The sequence below is a fragment of the Demequina sp. genome, assembly GCF_016278765.1.
GTDB lineage: Bacteria > Actinomycetota > Actinomycetes > Actinomycetales > Demequinaceae > Demequina.
On sequence record NZ_JADQBE010000023.1, the window covers coordinates 20904 to 37541 of the forward strand.

Below are 16638 nucleotides of genomic sequence, written 5' to 3' on the forward strand. Positions count from 1 at the left end.
CGTGACAGGCGCGTGCGCTCAACGACGAGCATCAAGGAGATACTGTGCCTCCGGCAAAACGGTGGAGCACCCACCCGCGGCGCTACGCCTTGGCGACTGCCGGGCCGATTCCCCCCGACCGTCGCTCGGATGCCCCACACCCCGTCGCCATCACCGCCGAATGCGATCTCGTCCGCAGCGCGTCTACGTCGGCCGACTGTCAAAGCTTTGCCGTGCGCGAGTTCCTGCTCCTTGAGGACGGCAATCGCGTCCCGTTGCGTGAGGGTCTGGAGTTCACAATCGGAGCGCCCTGCAGCGACGTCCACGAGGCCCTCAGCGCCGACGAGCTGCTCCGCGCCATGCGTGGCGTCGTGCTTCCGGAACTCTCCGCCATCGATCCCGAACACCCGTGGGACTGTCTGGTGCGACTCGCCCGACGCCGCAGGGTTCAGACCTGCGCCGAAGAGATCGCGCAATTGCCATACGAGCTAGTGCTCAGCGAGGCCGTGAAGAACTGGCTCTAGCCAGCCGATTGTGAGGCGAGAACTGAGGTTCACGCCCTGGTGCTCTACTCCGACGGGGCCTTGGGGGTCTCAAGCCTGCGTCGGCGCCGGATCACGGTGATGAGTAGCACCAAGGAGCACAGCTGTGCCGCGGCAATGATGCCGGTGAGAAGTGCCCGGTCGTGGTAAAGCGCTCCAGCGAGCGTGGCGCTCGCAAAAGTGGTCGCCCCTTGCAGGACTGCGAAGACTCCGTAGGCGGTCCCGCGCCGACCCGACGGGGCGAGGTCTGCGACCAATGCCTTGACCGTCGAGTCCTGGATGCCCACCGCAGCCCCCCACACGACCACTCCGGCCACTGCGGCAGGTACCACCGTGGACAGGGCCAAAGCCGGGATGCAGGCCACGAGCACGGGAACCACGAGCATGACCGACGCACCGATGCGGTCGTAGGCCCAACCGTTGACGAGTGCGGAGACAGCCGCGGCGAGCATGCCAAGCGCGAAGATGAGCGGGATCACGGACAATTCGACGATTCCAGAGTCGGCGAGGTGGAAGGAAATCACGCCGAAGCCGACCATGCCAAACGTGGACAGAGCGAAAGAGACTGCAAAGAGCATGAAGGTCACGTGGAGTCCACCGCGTGTGTTCGCGGTCACTGTGGAGCGCGCCTCGACCTGGTTCGAGCGCGCGGCTTCGGGCGCGCGAGCGTATGCGCTCGGATCTGGGACGCGCCGCCGTAGCCGCACCAAGAGAAGCATCGCGATAGCGGCAGGGATAATCAGGACAAGAAAGGCTGGCCACATCACGCCCGTCAAGGCAATGACGCCAGCCACCACCAGCGGACCGAGGAATGCCCCCACCTGGTCCAACGTCTTATGAACCCCGAACCCGCGACCCCGGCCGACGGCACCAGCGGCATCGGCCAACAGTACGGTCTTCGCCGGGCTCCGTATCGCCTTTCCCACACGTTCGGTGAACAGCAGTGCAGCGGCGACCGAGAGCCCCGCGACCCCCAGCGTCGGCGTGATGGCCAGTAGCGGCACGCTCAACGCCGTGAGCGCATAACCGATGAAGGTGAAGTCCCAATAGCGTCGCGTACGGTCGGCCAAGGGACCGCTCACCAGTCTGAGGGTGAACCCCGCCGCCTCCGTTGCCCCGGTGATCGCGCCGACTGCAAGTGCCGAGGCGCCCAATTGGGCAAGCAACGGGCCGCTGATGGACCGCGCGCCGTCGGCCACCATGTCGACCGTCAGGCTCACCAGCCCCAAACCAACGACCATGCGCCATGGCGACATTCTTGGCTGGTCTGTCTGGGCGTCTGCCACGTTGTCCCCGTCTACTGGACATGAACGGATATGTCAGATTTTCATATCGCGTTGGCCGAGCGCAAGAGTGGCAGAGTGCGTGCCTAGTTTCCCCAGATAGCGTCGAGGATGCGCATCTGCGCGGTCCGTACTGCCGGGATGAGGGCCGAGACCGCCGCGACCGTCAGAAGGATGACGACAGTTTGCAGCGCGGAGCCTGGGGACGTCTCGAGCACCGAGGGCCCGGTGGGGAACTGGAATGGGTGGCGCTCGACGAGCGGCATGATCAAGAACCGAAACAGCGCCCACCCGCCCGCAGTGCCCACCGTCGCGGTCAGTAGCGACTTGAGCACGTAGCCGGTGACGATGGCGGACGACCGGATGCCGATGGCGCGTTCGATACCGATCTGACGACGCCTGCCCACCAGATCGACGTACGTGATGATGAAGACGGTGATCGCGGCGACGAGGAGGGAGATGGAGCGCATGATCGAGTCGATCAGGTCGAAGGTGTCGAGTTGGTCTTGGATGGCGCCTGCCAGCTGGTCCGGTGTGTGAAGTTCCACATCCGAGCGGATCGGCCCTATCCTGTGGACGAGTTCGGCGGACGTCACCCCTGGTTCCGCAGCCACCACGATGCGCTCGACGCTGCCCGCGAAGTCACTCCGTGCGAGCTGTTCCGTAGCGGCGCCGGGGATGAATGCACCGCTGTCGCTGAGCACGAAGTTGTTTCTGTAGATTCCGCGCACTTGGAACGCTGAGACGCCGCCTCCCATGAGCGTCACGTCCACCGTGTCGCCCACGTGCACGGTCTTGAGGGAGCCCGCATACCCGCGCAGATCGTTCAAGTCCGTCCCTGCGATATCGACGCCCAGCACGATGCCTCGCGCGTCGTCGGCGGAAAGCCACTCGCCTTCGATGAGGCGGGCAGGGGTGGTGAATACCTCGGCGAAGGAGTCAGGGTCGATGGCCTCGACCCCCCATACGCCCGATTCGCCCGCGTGAGCAATCTTGGTTCCAACGCGCGTGATCCCGGTGGCAGCAGCGACCCCTTCGGTGGCCCGGATCTGGCCCAGATACGTGTCGGCATCGCTGATCGCGGGTGCGCCAGCAGCGGTGATAGTCAGGTCTCCCGTCAGCGTGCCGGTGACCTGCTTCGTGATCGCGGTCGCCTCGCCACGAATCAGCGACGGCAGAAACATGACGCTGACGAACACGGCGGTAATCATCGCGACAGACATCATCGTGACGCCCAGGTTTCCGCGAGCCAGAGATCGGCCCGCCAGGAAGGCCGCCACCCTCAGCGTGCGTGTGGCGGTCACGAGCCCTCCTCTGACTCGACGATGCCATCGGCTAGCGTGATCGTCTTGCTCGCATAGGCACGGTCTTCAGCAGCGTGCGAGACGAAGACCACCGTCACGCCCATCTGCGCATTCAGGCGGGCCAGCGTCTCCATCACTGTGCGGCCTGCGGCCGAGTCCAGGTTGGCGGTCGGTTCGTCCGCATAGACGATGCTGGGCTCGTTGACGAGTGCGCGCGCGATCGCGACGCGCTACTGCTCGCCGCCTGACAGTTCCTTTGGCCGGTGGTTCACACGGTCACCGAAGCCCACGGTCTCGAGCAACTCGCAAGACCTTTGCCTACACTGAGCTCTCGATGCGCCGCGCATCATTGCTGGTAGATAGACATTTTCGCAAGCAGTCAGTTCGGGGATCAGCGCATACTCCTGAAATACGTAGCCCAGATGCGTCAGCCGCAACTGCGACCGCCGAGACTCGCTCATCCCGGTGACATCCTCGCCTTCAAGTAGCACTCGCCCCGTCGTCGGCCGATCGAGGAGCCCTAGCTGGCGCAGCAAGGTGCTCTTGCCCGAACCGCTCCGGCCAGTGATATCGATCATCTCCCCGGCCATGATCTCGACCGACACCGACTTCAGGGCTGGCACCTCCACCTGTCCGAGCCGATAAATCTTGGACACGTCCACCGTGCGGACCGATACTCCCCTGCCGCGATCGTTGGAGCGAAATCCTTCCCTCATGACTCTCAGTCATCACACGAATCGACCGGCGACGATGGGGTCGTCATGTCCCCCGTTCCGGGCCAACGGAAGTACCAGGGTCGGGGAGCCAACTTGGACCTCGGCGGTAGCGGAGAGGGGCCTGCGTCCTGGAACTAGTGTGCGAAACGCCCGGTGGAGTACTCGAAGACCCAGCCCACCAGGCCGATGACGGACACCATGGTGGCAGGCACCATCACCCACCAACCCACTGCCAAGGCAACAAAGCCGAGCGCGCACCCCACGGCGACCACGAGCGGCCACCAGGACCACGGGGCGTACAGGCCCTGGTCGCCGGGCTCTTCGGAGATCGCGGCGTCCTCACGGTCCTCGGCACGGTCGCCATGACGCTTGGTGAGCATCCGAAAGTAGACGCCGATCATGACCGCGAGGCCCGCGGACAGCAGGATCGCCGGGAAGCCCACCAGCTCCTGGAAGTCGGTCAGGAATCCGTAGACGATCGCGACGAGCAGGAAGAACGCGCCAGGAATGAGGAAGACGTTGGCTTCAAGTTTCATGTCTTGGCTCCTAGCTCACTGCCGACTTGTCGAGATTGCTGTCCCCCGCCGTGTGGTGGTCGATCGCGGCCACCTGCGGGTAGTGCAGGTCAAACGCGGGACGCTCCGAGCGGATACGCGGGATCGACACGAAGTTGTGGCGCGGCGGCGGGCAGCTGGTGGCCCACTCGAGAGAGTTGGCGTAGCCCCACGGATCGTCCTCGGTGACCCTGGGTGCGTGTTTGGCCGTCTTGTACACGTTCCAGAAGAACGGCAGCGTGGATGATGCCAACAGGAACGCGCCGACCGTCGAGATCTGGTTGAGGACCGTGAAGCCGTCCTCGGGCAGGTAGTCGGCGTAGCGGCGGGGCATTCCGCCTGCACCCAGCATGTGCTGCACAAAGAACGTGAGGTGGAAGCCGATGAACAGCATCCAGAAATGCACCTTGCCGAGGCGCTCGTCGAGCATCTTTCCGGTGAACTTGGGCCACCAGAAGTAGAAGCCAGCGAACATGGCGAACACCACGGTGCCGAACACCACATAGTGGAAGTGAGCTACCACAAAGTAGGTGTCTGACACGGGGAAGTCGAGCACCGGAGAACTCAGAATGATGCCCGTAAGCCCGCCAAACAGGAACGTGACGAGGAATCCAATAGTCCACAGCATCGGCGTGGCCATGACGATCTTGCCGCCCCACATGGTGCCGATCCAGTTGAAGAACTTCACTCCCGTGGGCACCGCGATCAGCATCGTCATGAACGCGAAGAACGGCAGCAACACGGCGCCGGTGACGTACATGTGGTGTGCCCACACAGACACGGAAAGCGCCGCAATGGCCACCGTCGCGTACACCAGGCCGTGGTAGCCGAACAGCGGCTTACGGCTGAATACCGGCAAGATCTCCGTGATGATCCCGAAGAACGGCAAGGCGATGATGTACACCTCTGGATGCCCAAAGAACCAGAACAGGTGCTGCCACAGGATGGCGCCGCCGAAGTCCGGGTTGAAGATCTGCGCGCCCAGCACGCGGTCGGCTCCCAGCGCGAACAGCGCGGCGGCCAACGGCGGGAAGGCGACCAGCACGAGCATCGACGTCACCAGGGTGTTCCACGTGAAGATCGGCATCCGGAACATCGTCATGCCGGGGGCGCGCATCGTCACGATCGTGGTGATGAAGTTGACGGCACCAAGAATGGTGCCGAAGCCTGTGAGCGCCAAGCCAAACACCCACAGGTTTCCGCCGACGCCGGGCGAGTACGCCGTGTTGGACAGTGGCGCGTACGCGGTCCAGCCGAAGGCCGCCGCGCCCGAAGGCGTGAAGAACCCGGAGATCGCGATGAGCCCGCCAAAGACGAAGAACCAGAACGCCAGCATGTTCAGGCGCGGGAACGCCACATCTGGCGCACCGATCTGCAACGGCATGATGACGTTGGCGAACCCGGCAAACAGCGGCGTCGCGAACAGTAGCAGCATGATCGTGCCGTGCATCGTGAACAACTGGTTGTACTGCTCCGACGACTGCGCCACCTGAATGCCCGGCTCGAACAGCTCGGCACGGATGAACAGCGCCAGGATGCCGCCGATGATGAACCACGCGAACGACACGCCCAAGTACATGTAGCCGATGACCTTGTGGTCCGTGGAGGTGATCCACCGCACCACAACCGAGCCCGTGGCGCGACGCGCGATCGCGGGCGCGTGCTCGAAGGAGCCCTCTGACTCAAAGGCGACGGTTGCCATGTCTAACCCTCCTCGCGTGCTGGCTGGACTTCAGGATCCTGGAGGCGGCTGTACTCAAGACCAATCGACCCGCTTTGGCCGGCGTCGCGCAACGACTGCATGTAGGCCTCGTACTCCTCGCGAGGAACAACCTTCACATTGAACAGCATGGAAGAGTGGTACTCCCCGCACAGTTCGGCGCATTTCCCCTGGTAAGTGCCCAGTTGCTGCGGAACGAACTGGATGTGCGTGGTGCGTCCAGGAATCATGTCCTGCTTGAACAGGAACGCGGGAATCCAGAAGGAGTGGATCACATCGCGCGAGTTGAGCTGGATGTCGACCAGCTCATTGACCGGCAGATACAGGGTGGGCAGCGTCTTCTCCACGCCAGCTTCACCCGTGAGCTTGGCCTGCACGCCAGCGGAGTACGCGTCGTCGTCAAGGTAGTTGAAGTCCCACGCCCACTGCTTGCCGATCGCCTGGATGTGCACGTCGGGGTTGTCCGATACCTCCTTGACGGCGGCGATATCCGTGGCCGTCCACCGGAACAGCACCGCGATCATCAGCAGCGGCACCACCACGTACATCAGCTCGAGCGGCACATTGGCACGAGTCTGCACCGGCAGCTTCTCGTCACCCTTTCGCTTGCGATAGACCGTGATCGCCCACAGGATCAGCGCCAGCGTGATGAGGCCGACGACGATGGCGGCGAGCCACGAGTAGTTCCACAGGTCGATGATGCGACCGGTGTGGTTGGTGACGCCGGGTTGGCTCGGAAGACCGTTGGCTTCGGCCTGGCCCGCACAGCCCGCAAGCAGGGACGATGCCCCCACGACGAGGACGGCGGGGCGTAGGCGACGAAGCGCTACTGGGGACAAGGTAGCCACGGGTGCATACTATCGCGCGATACCGTGGTGGCATGCAAAGGTCCCGGGTTTACCTCGATTCTGGTGGCGCGGCGCCCCTTTCGGATCGAGTAGCTGACGCGTTGCGCGCCGGATTTGCCGACGGATGGGCGGATCCGGCCCGTTTAGGCTCCGAATCGCGGCGTGCGCGCGCCCTCCTCGATGGCTCGCGCGATGCCGTCGCGGACGCGCTGGGCGCCCGTCCGGAACTGGTGCACTTCACGGCGAGCCCGCACGCCGCTTTTAACCGCGCCATCGCCGGAATTCATGCCGCCCGTCGTGGCCGACACCGCATCCTCGTCTCCGCAATCGAGCGTGACGCCCTGCTGAACGCGGCGGCATTCGTGGCGCCGCACGCCGTCGACACCGTGGACGGGGACCGTGAAGGACACGTCAGCATCGAACACCTGACCGCCGCCCTCCGGTCGAACGACGTGGCACTCGCCGCAGTGCAGCACGCGAATCAAGAACTCGGCACCGTGCAGCGACTCGAAGACGTTGCCCGCGCCACCCAGGCCGCGGGCGTGCCGCTGCTGGTTGACGCGACATCAAGCATCGGACACATCGATCCCCCCACGTACTGGGACGCGCTCGTGGCGCACCCGGCGGACTGGGGCGGACCCGCAGGCATCGGCGTGCTGGCCCTCGAGCCTCACACCCGCTGGCTGCCGGCCTGGCCTGAGGGGGATGACTGGGCCCCGGGCGGCATCAGCGTGCCCCTGGCACTCGCGTCGGCCGTGGCGTTGCAGGAACGCAACGAGCACCGCCAGCGCGAGGGCGCCAGGCTGTCCGCGTTGGTCGACCGCATCCGGGCCAGGGCCGCGGAACTGACGGGTGTCGACGTGCTCGGGGACCCCGATGAACGGGTGCCACACATTGTCACGTTCAGCTGCCTGTATGTGGATGGCGAGGTCCTGCTGAGCGAACTTGATCGGCGCGGATTCGCCGTCGGCTCGGGCTCGGCGTGTGTGTCAGGAACCCTTGAACCTTCGCGAGTGCTCGCTGCCGTGGGCGCACTCACTCACGGCAACGTCCGGGTTGCGCTCCACCCGGGAGTAACTGAGCAGGACGTGGATCGTTTCTTGGCGGAGCTCCCCGACGCGCTCGCCGCTGTGCGATCCCGCATCGGCGCACCGCACATCGCCTCATGAACGACCAGCCGGAGGCAGCGCCCACCGTGGTGGACGCGCGCGGCACCGCGTGTCCCATGCCGATCATCATGTTGGCCAAGGCCGCTGCGGGCCTCTCCCCCGGATCCGACGTCACGGTGCTCGCCACGGACGTTGCCGCCCGGTACGACGTGCCGGCGTGGGCACGCATGACGGGCCATGAGTTTGTGGGGGAAAGCGAAACGGACGGTGGGGCGCTAGCCCTCACCGTCCGTCTGCGAAGCTGAAATGATCAGCTGAAGGAGTCACCACACGCGCACGAACTCTGTGCGTTGGGGTTGTCGATCGTGAAGCCCTGCTTCTCGATCGTGTCCGCGAAGTCGATCCTCGCACCGTCAAGGTACGGGACGGACATCTTGTCCACGATCACCTGAACGCCGTCAAAGTCCTTGACCGCGTCGCCGTCGAGCGCGCGCTCGTCGAAGTAGAGCTGGTAGATCAGGCCGGAGCAGCCGCCAGGCTGTACGGCCAGGCGCAAGCGAAGGTCGTCGCGACCCTCCTGCGCAAGGAGGCTCTTGACCTTCGCCGCAGCCGCGTCGGTGATGACCACGCCGTGCGCCGAAGTCTCAGTTAAAGTGTCTGTCATGTGGCGACTCCTTCCAATACGAGTTGTCTCTAGGGTACGACGCCGAACGCCGCCCTGTGAACAGCAACACCGCAGCGCCGCAATTTGTGCCCCGTCAACGGGGAACCCACGTCTGTGCCACCCGCCGCACGCCGTCCACCAGGCCGGCGGGCCCGGGTGCGGCCTCGTGGGCTGACGACAGTCCCGCGGCCATCAGGTCGCGACGTCCCACATTGACGGAGGTGCTCAGCATCGTGGCGGGGACCCCCGCGCGCGCGGCCACGGCGGCCACACTGGCTGCCACTCCGGTATCGAGAGCCGAGGGCGTGAGGTCTGCGCCCACGCCCATGACCAGGTCCGCAGTCGCGGCCGCGGCTGCGAGGCCCGATGCCTCGGCCAAGTACGCGGACGCGGGAACGATGCGTGCGCCAAGCGCGGCCAGCGCGTACGCGAGTCCCCCGGCCGCTCCCGTTCCGGGTCGATCCGAGAGCCGGGAAGGTCCGATGAGCGACTCCCTGCTGGCGACGACGTCCCCCTCACGTGCGATATCCGTCCAGCGTCGCTCCTGCTCTTGCGCGGCCTTGGCAAGAGCGACGTCACCCTCGCGGCCGTCGATCAGTGAGGCGCTCATGCCGTGAAAGCCCAAGAGCGGACGGCTCGACGTGGCCACCGCCACCAGGTCCAGGCTTCTGAGCGCCTGCCGCAACGCGGGGAGCGAACCGCCCCAGAGGCTGGCGGCGTCGCCTGCCGGTGCGTCGTCGCCTACCGGGATGACGACCGTCGGAGGCTCGTCGACCCCACGAACCGATGCCCACGGCGCGGTCGCTGCGGGTGAGAACTTGTCCGCGGCCCGAGTCACCCGGCCCGTCGCAGCGGCGAGTCCCAGCAGCGCTGCCGAGAGGTCGAAGGGATTCCACCGGCTCGCGCCGTGTGGTGGGGCGAGCCACGCGGCGCCGCCATAGGTGACTACCTCCGCGCCGCCCACGAGCGAGCGTTCGCCTGGCCACGCATCGGCCGTCCGCGGCCCGCCGTCGCCCACCGGCAACGCTTCGATCGACGAGCCCGGCGCCGCCTCAAGCCAGGCGTCCCCGACCGCCAACGCGGCGGCGCGCGGGTCAAGAGCGTCGTCCGCTGGCCACCCATTGACAGCCGCCACCACTCGCATGCGGACAAGTCTGCACGCTCACGGCGTAACGGCAGTACACGGTGGTCGGTCGCACGCGTGGAACAATGGCCAGATGACACAGACATTCCACGAACCTCAAGCATCGCCTGCGCTGCTCCTGTTGGGACAGCGCACTGATCCGATGTCGGAGCGAGGAGTCGACTGTCCGGGCGATCTGCCCGAACCCTCCGACCCGAATCTGGTGGAGCGCGCGCGCAAGGCGAAGGAGACGCTCGGCGACCGGGTGTTCATCCTGGGCCACCACTACCAGCGCGATGAGGTCATCCAGTTCGCGGACGTGACTGGCGACTCCTTCAAGCTGGCCAGGGACGCGGCGAACCGCCCCGCCGCTGAGTTCATCGTGTTTTGCGGGGTGCACTTCATGGCGGAAAGCGCCGACATCCTCACGTCCGACGAACAGGCCGTGATCCTTCCCGACATGGCCGCCGGTTGCTCGATGGCCGACATGGCCGGCATCAGCCAGGTCGAAGACGCATGGGCCCAACTCGATGAGGCTGGAGTGTCCGAGCGCACGGTGCCCCTGACGTACATGAATTCGACCGCAGCCATCAAGGCGTTCTGCGGGCGTCACGGCGGCGCCGTGTGCACGTCCTCCAACGCGGAGGTGGCGATGCGCTGGGCCTTCGATCACGTGGGCGGGGTCGACGGCGACGGCAAAGTCCTGTTCATGCCTGACCAGCACTTGGGCCGCAACACTGCGGTGTTGCAGCTGGGTCTCAGCCTGGACGATTGCGTGGTGTGGGACCCTCGCAAGCCCCTGGGCGGAAACACCCCTGAACAGCTCAATGCGGCCCGCGTGATCCTCTGGAAGGGCCACTGCTCCGTACACGGTCGGTTCCGCAAGGACAACGTGGACTCGCTGCGCGAGGACGTGCCGGGAATTAACATCCTTGTTCACCCCGAATGCACCCACGAGGTGGTGACGAGCGCCGACTACGTGGGCTCCACCGAGTACATCATCAAGGCGCTTGACGCCGCCGAACCTGGCAGTGCCTGGGGCATTGGGACCGAACTGAACTTGGTGCGCCGCTTGGCGCGCGCACACCCGGACAAGCAGGTGCACTTTCTTGAGGACACCGTCTGCTTCTGTTCGACGATGAACCGGATCGACCTTCCGCACCTGGTGTGGGCGCTCGAATCGCTGGTGGCAGGCGACGTCCCGAACCGCATCGTCGTAGACAAGACCACCCAGGAGCAGGCGCGCGTCGCACTCGACCGCATGCTCGCGCTGCCTGCCGCGCAGCCCGAGAAGGACTGACAGCCGACGCCACCACTGGCGCGGCATACGGAAGGACGTCATGGCACGCAAGGACGATCACGAGGAGCTCGCCGCGGAGGCGGCCGCAGGCAAGGGGCACCCCACTCCCAAGCGCAAGGAACGAGAATCGGCACAGCGGCGCGCGCTCATCGCGGACCCCAAGGCCGGGGCCAAGGAGCGTCGGCAACGCCTGAAGGAGCAGCGCGCCAAGGAGCAGCAGGCCATGTTGAGCGGCGACGAACGCCACATGCCAGCCGAGCATAAGGGGCCTGTACGCCGCTACTTGCGTGACTCCATTGACGCCCGGACCAGCCTGGGCGAGTTCGCACTGCCGGGCTCCATCCTGTTTGTGATCGCGTCGCTGTTCTTCAACACGAACCCCAACGTGGGCAGCCTCATCATCTTCGGGTTCTACGCGCTCGTGTTCGCCGCTATCGGTGACACCCTGTGGGCGATGCGCTCGATCAAGAAGCGCGTCACGGAGAAGTTCGGCGCGGAAAACCTCGGTCGCGGTTGGCGTCTTTACTCGGCCGCCCGCATCATGAATCTGCGCCGACTCCGCGTGCCGCGGCCCGTGGTCAAACGCGGCGAGTACCCGGTCTAGTCCGTCGGCGGTGCCGCTCGGTCTCGGCAGGGGCACTGGATCGAAACGTTACGACGAGGGTGGTTCGCGGCGTTAGTGTGGACACATGATCACCTATCGCTATCTCGGCAACTCCGGACTCAAGATCACCGAACTCACCTACGGCAACTGGCTCACGCACGGTTCGCAGGTCGAAAATGAAGCCGCTGCGGCGTGCGTCAAGGCCGCACTCGACGTCGGCATCTCCTCCTTCGACACGGCCGACGTCTATGCCAACACCAAGGCCGAGACGGTCCTCGGCGACATTCTGAGGGGCGAACGTCGCGAGAGCCTCGAGATCTTCACCAAGGTGTACTGGCCCACGGGCCCGCGTGGAGCCAACGACTCGGGCCTGAGCCGCAAGCACATCATGGAGTCCATCAACGGCTCCTTGAAGCGCCTCCAAACCGACTACGTCGACCTTTACCAGGCGCACCGATACGACGTCGAGACGCCCCTGGAAGAGACGATGCAGGCTTTCGCCGACGTGGTTCGGCAAGGCAAGGCGCACTACATCGGTGTCAGCGAATGGACGGCCGATCAGATCCGTGCAGGAGCCGCGCTCGCCAAGGACTTGGGATTCCAGCTGATCTCCTCGCAGCCCCAGTACTCCATGCTGTGGCGCGTCATCGAGGACGAGGTGGTGCCCGCGTCAAAGGAATCGGGCATCAGCCAGATCGTGTGGTCGCCCGTCGCACAGGGAGTCCTCACCGGCAAGTACAAGCCGGGCCACGCGCCGCCCGCCGGATCGCGAGCCACGGATGAAAAGGGCGGCAAGAACATGATCGGCCGCTTCGTCGACAACCAGGATCTCCTCGAGCGGGTGCAGAAGCTTCAGCCGATTGCCGATGAACTCGATCTGACCATGGCACAGCTCGCCGTGGCGTGGGTCCTGCAGAACGACAACGTGGCCGCCGCCATCATCGGCGCCTCCCGACCTGAGCAGGTCCACGAGAACGCGAAGGCGTCCGGCGTGGCGATTCCGGCGGAACTCATGGCCTGCATCGACGACGCTCTGGGCGACGTCGTCAAGCGCGATCCCGGCCTCACCGCCGCGGGGGCTCCCGCCGGTCGCCCGGCCTGACCCTACTCTCGACGACAACACAAGAAGGCCCCGGAACCGAGGTTCCGGGGCCTTCTTGCTTCAAAGGAGAAAACAATGCAGTGCGTACGCCTGGCAGGTGCGTACACCTTTTACAACGGCAACGTCCGGCGTTTGGTTCCCGCCTCTTTGAGTGTCGCGCCGCGCCCGGCGTTACGATGGTATGGAGGTGATGCACCGTGCCTTCGCCTATGGTTCGACAGGCTGCGGTCGCCGGGAGTTTCTACCCCCGGGATGCTGACGTGTTGCGCGCCACTGTCGACGCGCTCCTGGCCAACGCGGTCTCCTCTTCCGCCCCGATGCCGAAGGCCCTGGTGGTCCCCCACGCTGGCTACCAGTACTCGGGTCCCGTAGCCGCATCTGCCTATGCGCGTGCCGCGCACGGGCGGGGCCTCGTCCAAAGGGTGATCGTCATCGGCCCCAGCCATCGAGTGCCGCTGCACGGGATCGCCCTTGCCGGCGTGCAGGGATTCGCCACGCCGCTCGGAGTGGTCAGGGTCGCCGCCGACTGGGCCATGGACCAGCTCTCCACGCTCCCTGCAGTGTGCGTGGCGCCCGAGGCGCATCGGTGGGAACACTCCGTGGAGGTGCAATTGCCCTTCATCCAACGCGCCTTGGGAGATGTGGCCGTGGTCCCGCTGGTCGCGGGCGAGGCGACGGGGGACCAGGTCGCCGATGTACTCGAGGCGCTGTGGGGTGGGCCGGAGACGCTCCTTGTGGTGAGCACGGACCTGTCCCACTACCTGCCGGACTATGAGGCCAGGTCGATCGACGCCGCCACCGTTGCCAGGATCGCCGCACTCGACGGGCCGATCGGCCACGAGTTCGCCTGCGGCGCCACCCCGCTGAATGGGCTACTCGTCGCGGCGCGCCGTCGCGTCCTGCGTCCCACCTTGCTCGATCTTCGCAACTCGTCAGACACCGCGGGAGATCCCGACCGCGTGGTCGGTTATTGCGCGTTCGCCTTCGAGGAGATGGACCATGCGTGACCCCGATGCTTCCGCCGGCGCCCCCGACATCGGCCTACCGCCCGACGCCGGCGAGATCCTCATCCCCCTCGCGAGGGCGGCGATCAGCTCCGCACTGGGCGAAGACCCGCACTACCCGAGCGGCCAGCCGCCGTGGCTCCTGGCGCCCGGCGCGAGTTTTGTGACCCTCACCAAGGACCGGGCGCTACGAGGATGCATCGGGTCGCTTGAGGCCAGACTGCCACTGGGTGACGACGTGCAAACCAACGCCGTGGCCGCCGCAGTCCACGACCCCCGCTTCCCGCCCCTGGCGCCCGCGGAGTTTGACCAGGTCGCGATCGAGGTCTCGGTCCTGTCCCCGCGCTCGCCGCTGGACGTCACGGGCCTGTCCCAGGCCTACGAGAAGCTCAGACCTGGGATCGACGGGGTGATCCTTGAGGTGGGATCGCAACATCGGGCGACGTTCCTGCCCCAGGTATGGGACGAGTTGCCGAACCCCGCGGACTTCCTGCGCCACCTATGGCTCAAGGCCGGGGTAGAGGCGGGAGTTTGGCACGCTGGAACCCGCCTGTACACCTACGCCGTCGACGCGTGGCACGAGCGCCCGTCCGAACCTGACAGAGGGTTACGGACGTGACCGCGTCACCCACCCCTCGTGTCGGCGGGATCGTTCCCGAGGTTGAGTCGTGGCCCCAGTCACCCACCGCGCGCTGGTGGACCCCGCTCGACGACGGCCGCATTCAGTGCGACCTGTGTCCCCGTCGCTGCCGCCTGCACGCGGGACAACGCGGATTCTGCTTTGTGCGTGCGAGGGACGGCGACCGCATGGTGCTCACCACCTACGGACGCAGTTCCGGCTTCGCGATTGACCCGGTCGAGAAGAAGCCGCTGGCCCACTTCTACCCGGGCACCGCCGTGCTGTCGTTCGGGACGGCAGGATGCAACCTCAACTGCCGCTTCTGCCAGAACTGGGACATCTCGAAGTCGCGCGAATGGGACCGGCTCGCCGCGGTGGCCAGTCCGGACGCGATCGCGGAGACTGCGTTCACCGCGCACTGCGACTCCATCGCCTTCACCTACAACGACCCCGTGATCTTCGCCGAGTACGCAATCGACACCGCCCGCGCCTGCCACGAGCGCGGCATCCATACGATCGCGGTCACCGCCGGCTACATCAGCCCCGAGGCCAGGGCCGAATTCTTCGCGCCTCTGGACGCCGCCAACATCGACCTCAAAGGGTTCACCGAGGACTTCTACCGGAAGGTGACCGGCAGCCACCTGCGCGACGTGCTCGACACCATCGTCTGGGTGCGCAACCACACCGACACCTGGATCGAGTTGACGACACTCCTCATTCCCGGTCACAACGACTCGGACGAGGAGATCTCGCGCATGTCACGGTGGATCCTCGCGGAACTGGGGCCCGACGTGCCCCTGCACTTCTCGGCGTTCCACCCCGACTTCAAAATGCTGGACGTTGCTCCCACGCCTCGCGCGACCCTGCGCGCGGCGCGGGCCGCGGCACTCGATGCCGGGCTCCACTTTGTCTACACCGGAAACGTGCACGACCCAGAATGCGAGACGACTACCTGCTCGGCGTGCGGGCACCCGCTCATCGAACGCGACTGGTACACCATCCTTGCCTACCGCCTCACGGAGGACGGCCGCTGCCCGGCGTGCGGAATTGCGGTTCCGGGACGCTTCGGTGATGCGGCCGGCCACTGGGGTCGACGCTCGCTCCCGATCCGCATGGCCTAAGTCTTGGGGCGACTCTCGCGAGATGGTCAGCGCATCGCCAGGCGCCGGTTGATACGTGACGGCCACAATGGGCCCTCGTAGACGAGCGCGGTGTAGCCCTGCACCAAGGTCGCACCGGCGTCGAGCAGCGCCCTGGCATCGTCCGCCGTGGTGACCCCGCCGACGCCGATGAGACACATGTCCGCGCCCAGTCGCACCCGCAGGCGCGCGATGACGTCGACCGACCGGCTCAGGAGCGGCGGACCGGAAAGCCCGCCGGGCCCACGCTCGTGCCCGATGGTCGTGTTGGTCGCGACGATGCCGTCGAGACCGAGTTCGAGCGCCAAATCCGCCACCGCATCAATATCGTCGTCCGCGAGATCGGGCGCAATCTTCACCAACAGCGGCACCTTGCGGCCCTCGACCGCCTCCACGGCGCCTGCACGCGCGTGCTCAAGAATGGGACGCAGCGCGGCCACCGATTGCAGGTCGCGTAGCCCCGGAGTGTTCGGCGAGGAGACATTGACCACCAGGTAGTCGGCGTAGGGCGCAAGCACCCGCGCGCAGTACCCGTAGTCGAGCGGCGCATCCTCGGCCGAGGTCGACTTGTTCTTGCCAATGTTGACGCCGACGAGCGCCGATCGACCCACCGCGGAGGCCCGCAACTTCGCCAACCGGCGTGCGGCGGCATCGGCGCCCTCGTTGTTGAAGCCCATGCGATTGCGCAATCCGCGCACGTCCAACTCGCGCCAGGCTCGCGGCTGCTCGTTGCCGGGTTGTGGCTTGGGTGTGACGGTGCCCACCTCCACATGCGAGAAGCCAGCAAGCCACAGGCCCTTGACCGCCACGGCGTTCTTGTCGAGTCCGGCCGCGAGGCCCAACGGGCCGGGAAACACCGTGCCCAACGCCTCCACGGCCGCCGATGCGGGCGCCGGAGGCATGACTCTCAGCCACCGCGCCACGGCCACCAGCGGCCACCCCCACCGGAACGCGGCAACGGCCACATGGTGCGCTCGCTCGGTGTTCATCCTCAGGATGACCCAGCGAAAGAACAGGGCGTACATGCG

General features: G+C 66.0%; 19 protein-coding genes. 9 read left to right on the forward strand and 10 right to left on the reverse strand.

The window, feature by feature from the left end:
* Window positions 1-44: 44 nt before the first annotated feature.
* Window positions 45-503, forward strand: coding sequence for a hypothetical protein (locus tag QZZ29_RS04690; protein WP_291381765.1), 459 nt, complete (start codon window positions 45-47; stop codon window positions 501-503).
* A 44-nt stretch (window positions 504-547) separates the two neighbouring features.
* On the opposite strand, the gene QZZ29_RS04695 is transcribed toward QZZ29_RS04690, so the two are convergent.
* The 7 genes from QZZ29_RS04695 to coxB form a co-directional block, all read right to left on the reverse strand.
* Window positions 548-1762 (reverse strand): MFS transporter, encoded by a 1215-nt coding sequence (locus QZZ29_RS04695; protein ID WP_291381766.1) that lies wholly within the window; start codon window positions 1760-1762, stop codon window positions 548-550.
* A gap of 128 nt (window positions 1763-1890) precedes the next feature.
* Entirely contained in the window at window positions 1891-3108 is a 1218-nt protein-coding gene (locus QZZ29_RS04700) for an ABC transporter permease (RefSeq protein ID WP_291381767.1), read from the reverse strand.
* On the reverse strand, window positions 3105-3242 hold the full coding sequence (locus QZZ29_RS04705) for a hypothetical protein (protein ID WP_291381768.1): 138 nt from the start codon (window positions 3240-3242) through the stop codon (window positions 3105-3107). Before QZZ29_RS04705 ends, QZZ29_RS04700 begins: the two co-directional genes overlap by 4 nt.
* 96 nt (window positions 3243-3338) lie before the next feature.
* On the reverse strand, window positions 3339-3824 hold the full coding sequence (locus tag QZZ29_RS04710) for an ATP-binding cassette domain-containing protein (RefSeq protein WP_291381769.1): 486 nt from the start codon (window positions 3822-3824) through the stop codon (window positions 3339-3341).
* 134 nt (window positions 3825-3958) lie between these two features.
* Window positions 3959-4360, reverse strand: a complete 402-nt coding sequence (locus QZZ29_RS04715; protein ID WP_291381770.1) for a cytochrome c oxidase subunit 4 — start codon at window positions 4358-4360, stop codon at window positions 3959-3961.
* A 10-nt stretch (window positions 4361-4370) separates the two neighbouring features.
* The gene (gene ctaD, locus QZZ29_RS04720; RefSeq protein ID WP_291381771.1) at window positions 4371-6080 is read right to left on the reverse strand and encodes a cytochrome c oxidase subunit I; all 1710 of its coding nucleotides are present in this window, start codon (window positions 6078-6080) and stop codon (window positions 4371-4373) included.
* Window positions 6081-6082: 2 nt separating this feature from the next.
* Entirely contained in the window at window positions 6083-6946 is an 864-nt protein-coding gene (coxB, locus tag QZZ29_RS04725) for a cytochrome c oxidase subunit II (RefSeq protein ID WP_291381772.1), read from the reverse strand.
* A 32-nt stretch (window positions 6947-6978) separates the two neighbouring features.
* On the opposite strand from coxB, the gene QZZ29_RS04730 reads away from it, so the two are divergent.
* Together QZZ29_RS04730 and QZZ29_RS04735 are read left to right on the forward strand one after the other, a co-directional pair.
* On the forward strand, window positions 6979-8115 hold the full coding sequence (locus QZZ29_RS04730) for an aminotransferase class V-fold PLP-dependent enzyme (RefSeq protein WP_291381773.1): 1137 nt from the start codon (window positions 6979-6981) through the stop codon (window positions 8113-8115).
* A complete protein-coding gene (locus tag QZZ29_RS04735; protein ID WP_291381774.1) occupies window positions 8112-8360 on the forward strand; it encodes a sulfurtransferase TusA family protein in 249 nt (82 codons plus the stop codon). Before QZZ29_RS04730 ends, QZZ29_RS04735 begins: the two co-directional genes overlap by 4 nt.
* 5 nt (window positions 8361-8365) lie before the next feature.
* Here the strand turns inward: QZZ29_RS04735 and erpA are convergent, their stop codons facing one another.
* Both erpA and QZZ29_RS04745 read right to left on the reverse strand, forming a co-directional pair.
* On the reverse strand, window positions 8366-8719 hold the full coding sequence (gene erpA, locus QZZ29_RS04740; RefSeq protein WP_291381776.1) for an iron-sulfur cluster insertion protein ErpA: 354 nt from the start codon (window positions 8717-8719) through the stop codon (window positions 8366-8368).
* Between the two features lie 94 nt (window positions 8720-8813).
* On the reverse strand, window positions 8814-9863 hold the full coding sequence (locus tag QZZ29_RS04745; RefSeq protein ID WP_291381777.1) for a glycerate kinase: 1050 nt from the start codon (window positions 9861-9863) through the stop codon (window positions 8814-8816).
* 73 nt (window positions 9864-9936) lie between these two features.
* Between QZZ29_RS04745 and nadA the strand changes: the two genes are divergently transcribed.
* The 6 genes from nadA to amrS all read left to right on the forward strand — a co-directional run bounded on the left by nadA (window position 9937) and on the right by amrS (window position 15592).
* Complete coding sequence (nadA, locus tag QZZ29_RS04750) at window positions 9937-11142, forward strand: quinolinate synthase NadA (protein WP_291381778.1); 1206 nt, start codon at window positions 9937-9939, stop codon at window positions 11140-11142.
* A gap of 40 nt (window positions 11143-11182) precedes the next feature.
* Window positions 11183-11746 (forward strand): DUF3043 domain-containing protein, encoded by a 564-nt coding sequence (locus tag QZZ29_RS04755; RefSeq protein WP_291381780.1) that lies wholly within the window; start codon window positions 11183-11185, stop codon window positions 11744-11746.
* A gap of 85 nt (window positions 11747-11831) precedes the next feature.
* Window positions 11832-12848: an aldo/keto reductase family protein gene (locus QZZ29_RS04760; protein WP_291381782.1), complete on the forward strand. Its 1017-nt coding sequence runs from the start codon at window positions 11832-11834 to the stop codon at window positions 12846-12848.
* Between the two features lie 209 nt (window positions 12849-13057).
* Window positions 13058-13855: an AmmeMemoRadiSam system protein B gene (gene amrB, locus QZZ29_RS04765; RefSeq protein WP_291381784.1), complete on the forward strand. Its 798-nt coding sequence runs from the start codon at window positions 13058-13060 to the stop codon at window positions 13853-13855.
* The gene (gene amrA / locus QZZ29_RS04770) at window positions 13848-14471 is read left to right on the forward strand and encodes an AmmeMemoRadiSam system protein A (RefSeq protein WP_291381786.1); all 624 of its coding nucleotides are present in this window, start codon (window positions 13848-13850) and stop codon (window positions 14469-14471) included. The genes amrB and amrA overlap by 8 nt, the downstream gene beginning before the upstream one ends.
* A complete protein-coding gene (amrS, locus tag QZZ29_RS04775) occupies window positions 14468-15592 on the forward strand; it encodes an AmmeMemoRadiSam system radical SAM enzyme (RefSeq protein WP_291381788.1) in 1125 nt (374 codons plus the stop codon). Before amrA ends, amrS begins: the two co-directional genes overlap by 4 nt.
* A 26-nt stretch (window positions 15593-15618) precedes the next feature.
* Here amrS and QZZ29_RS04780 read toward each other — a convergent pair whose 3' ends face one another.
* Window positions 15619-16635, reverse strand: a complete 1017-nt coding sequence (locus QZZ29_RS04780) for a quinone-dependent dihydroorotate dehydrogenase (RefSeq protein ID WP_291381790.1) — start codon at window positions 16633-16635, stop codon at window positions 15619-15621.
* Window positions 16636-16638 lie beyond the last annotated feature (3 nt).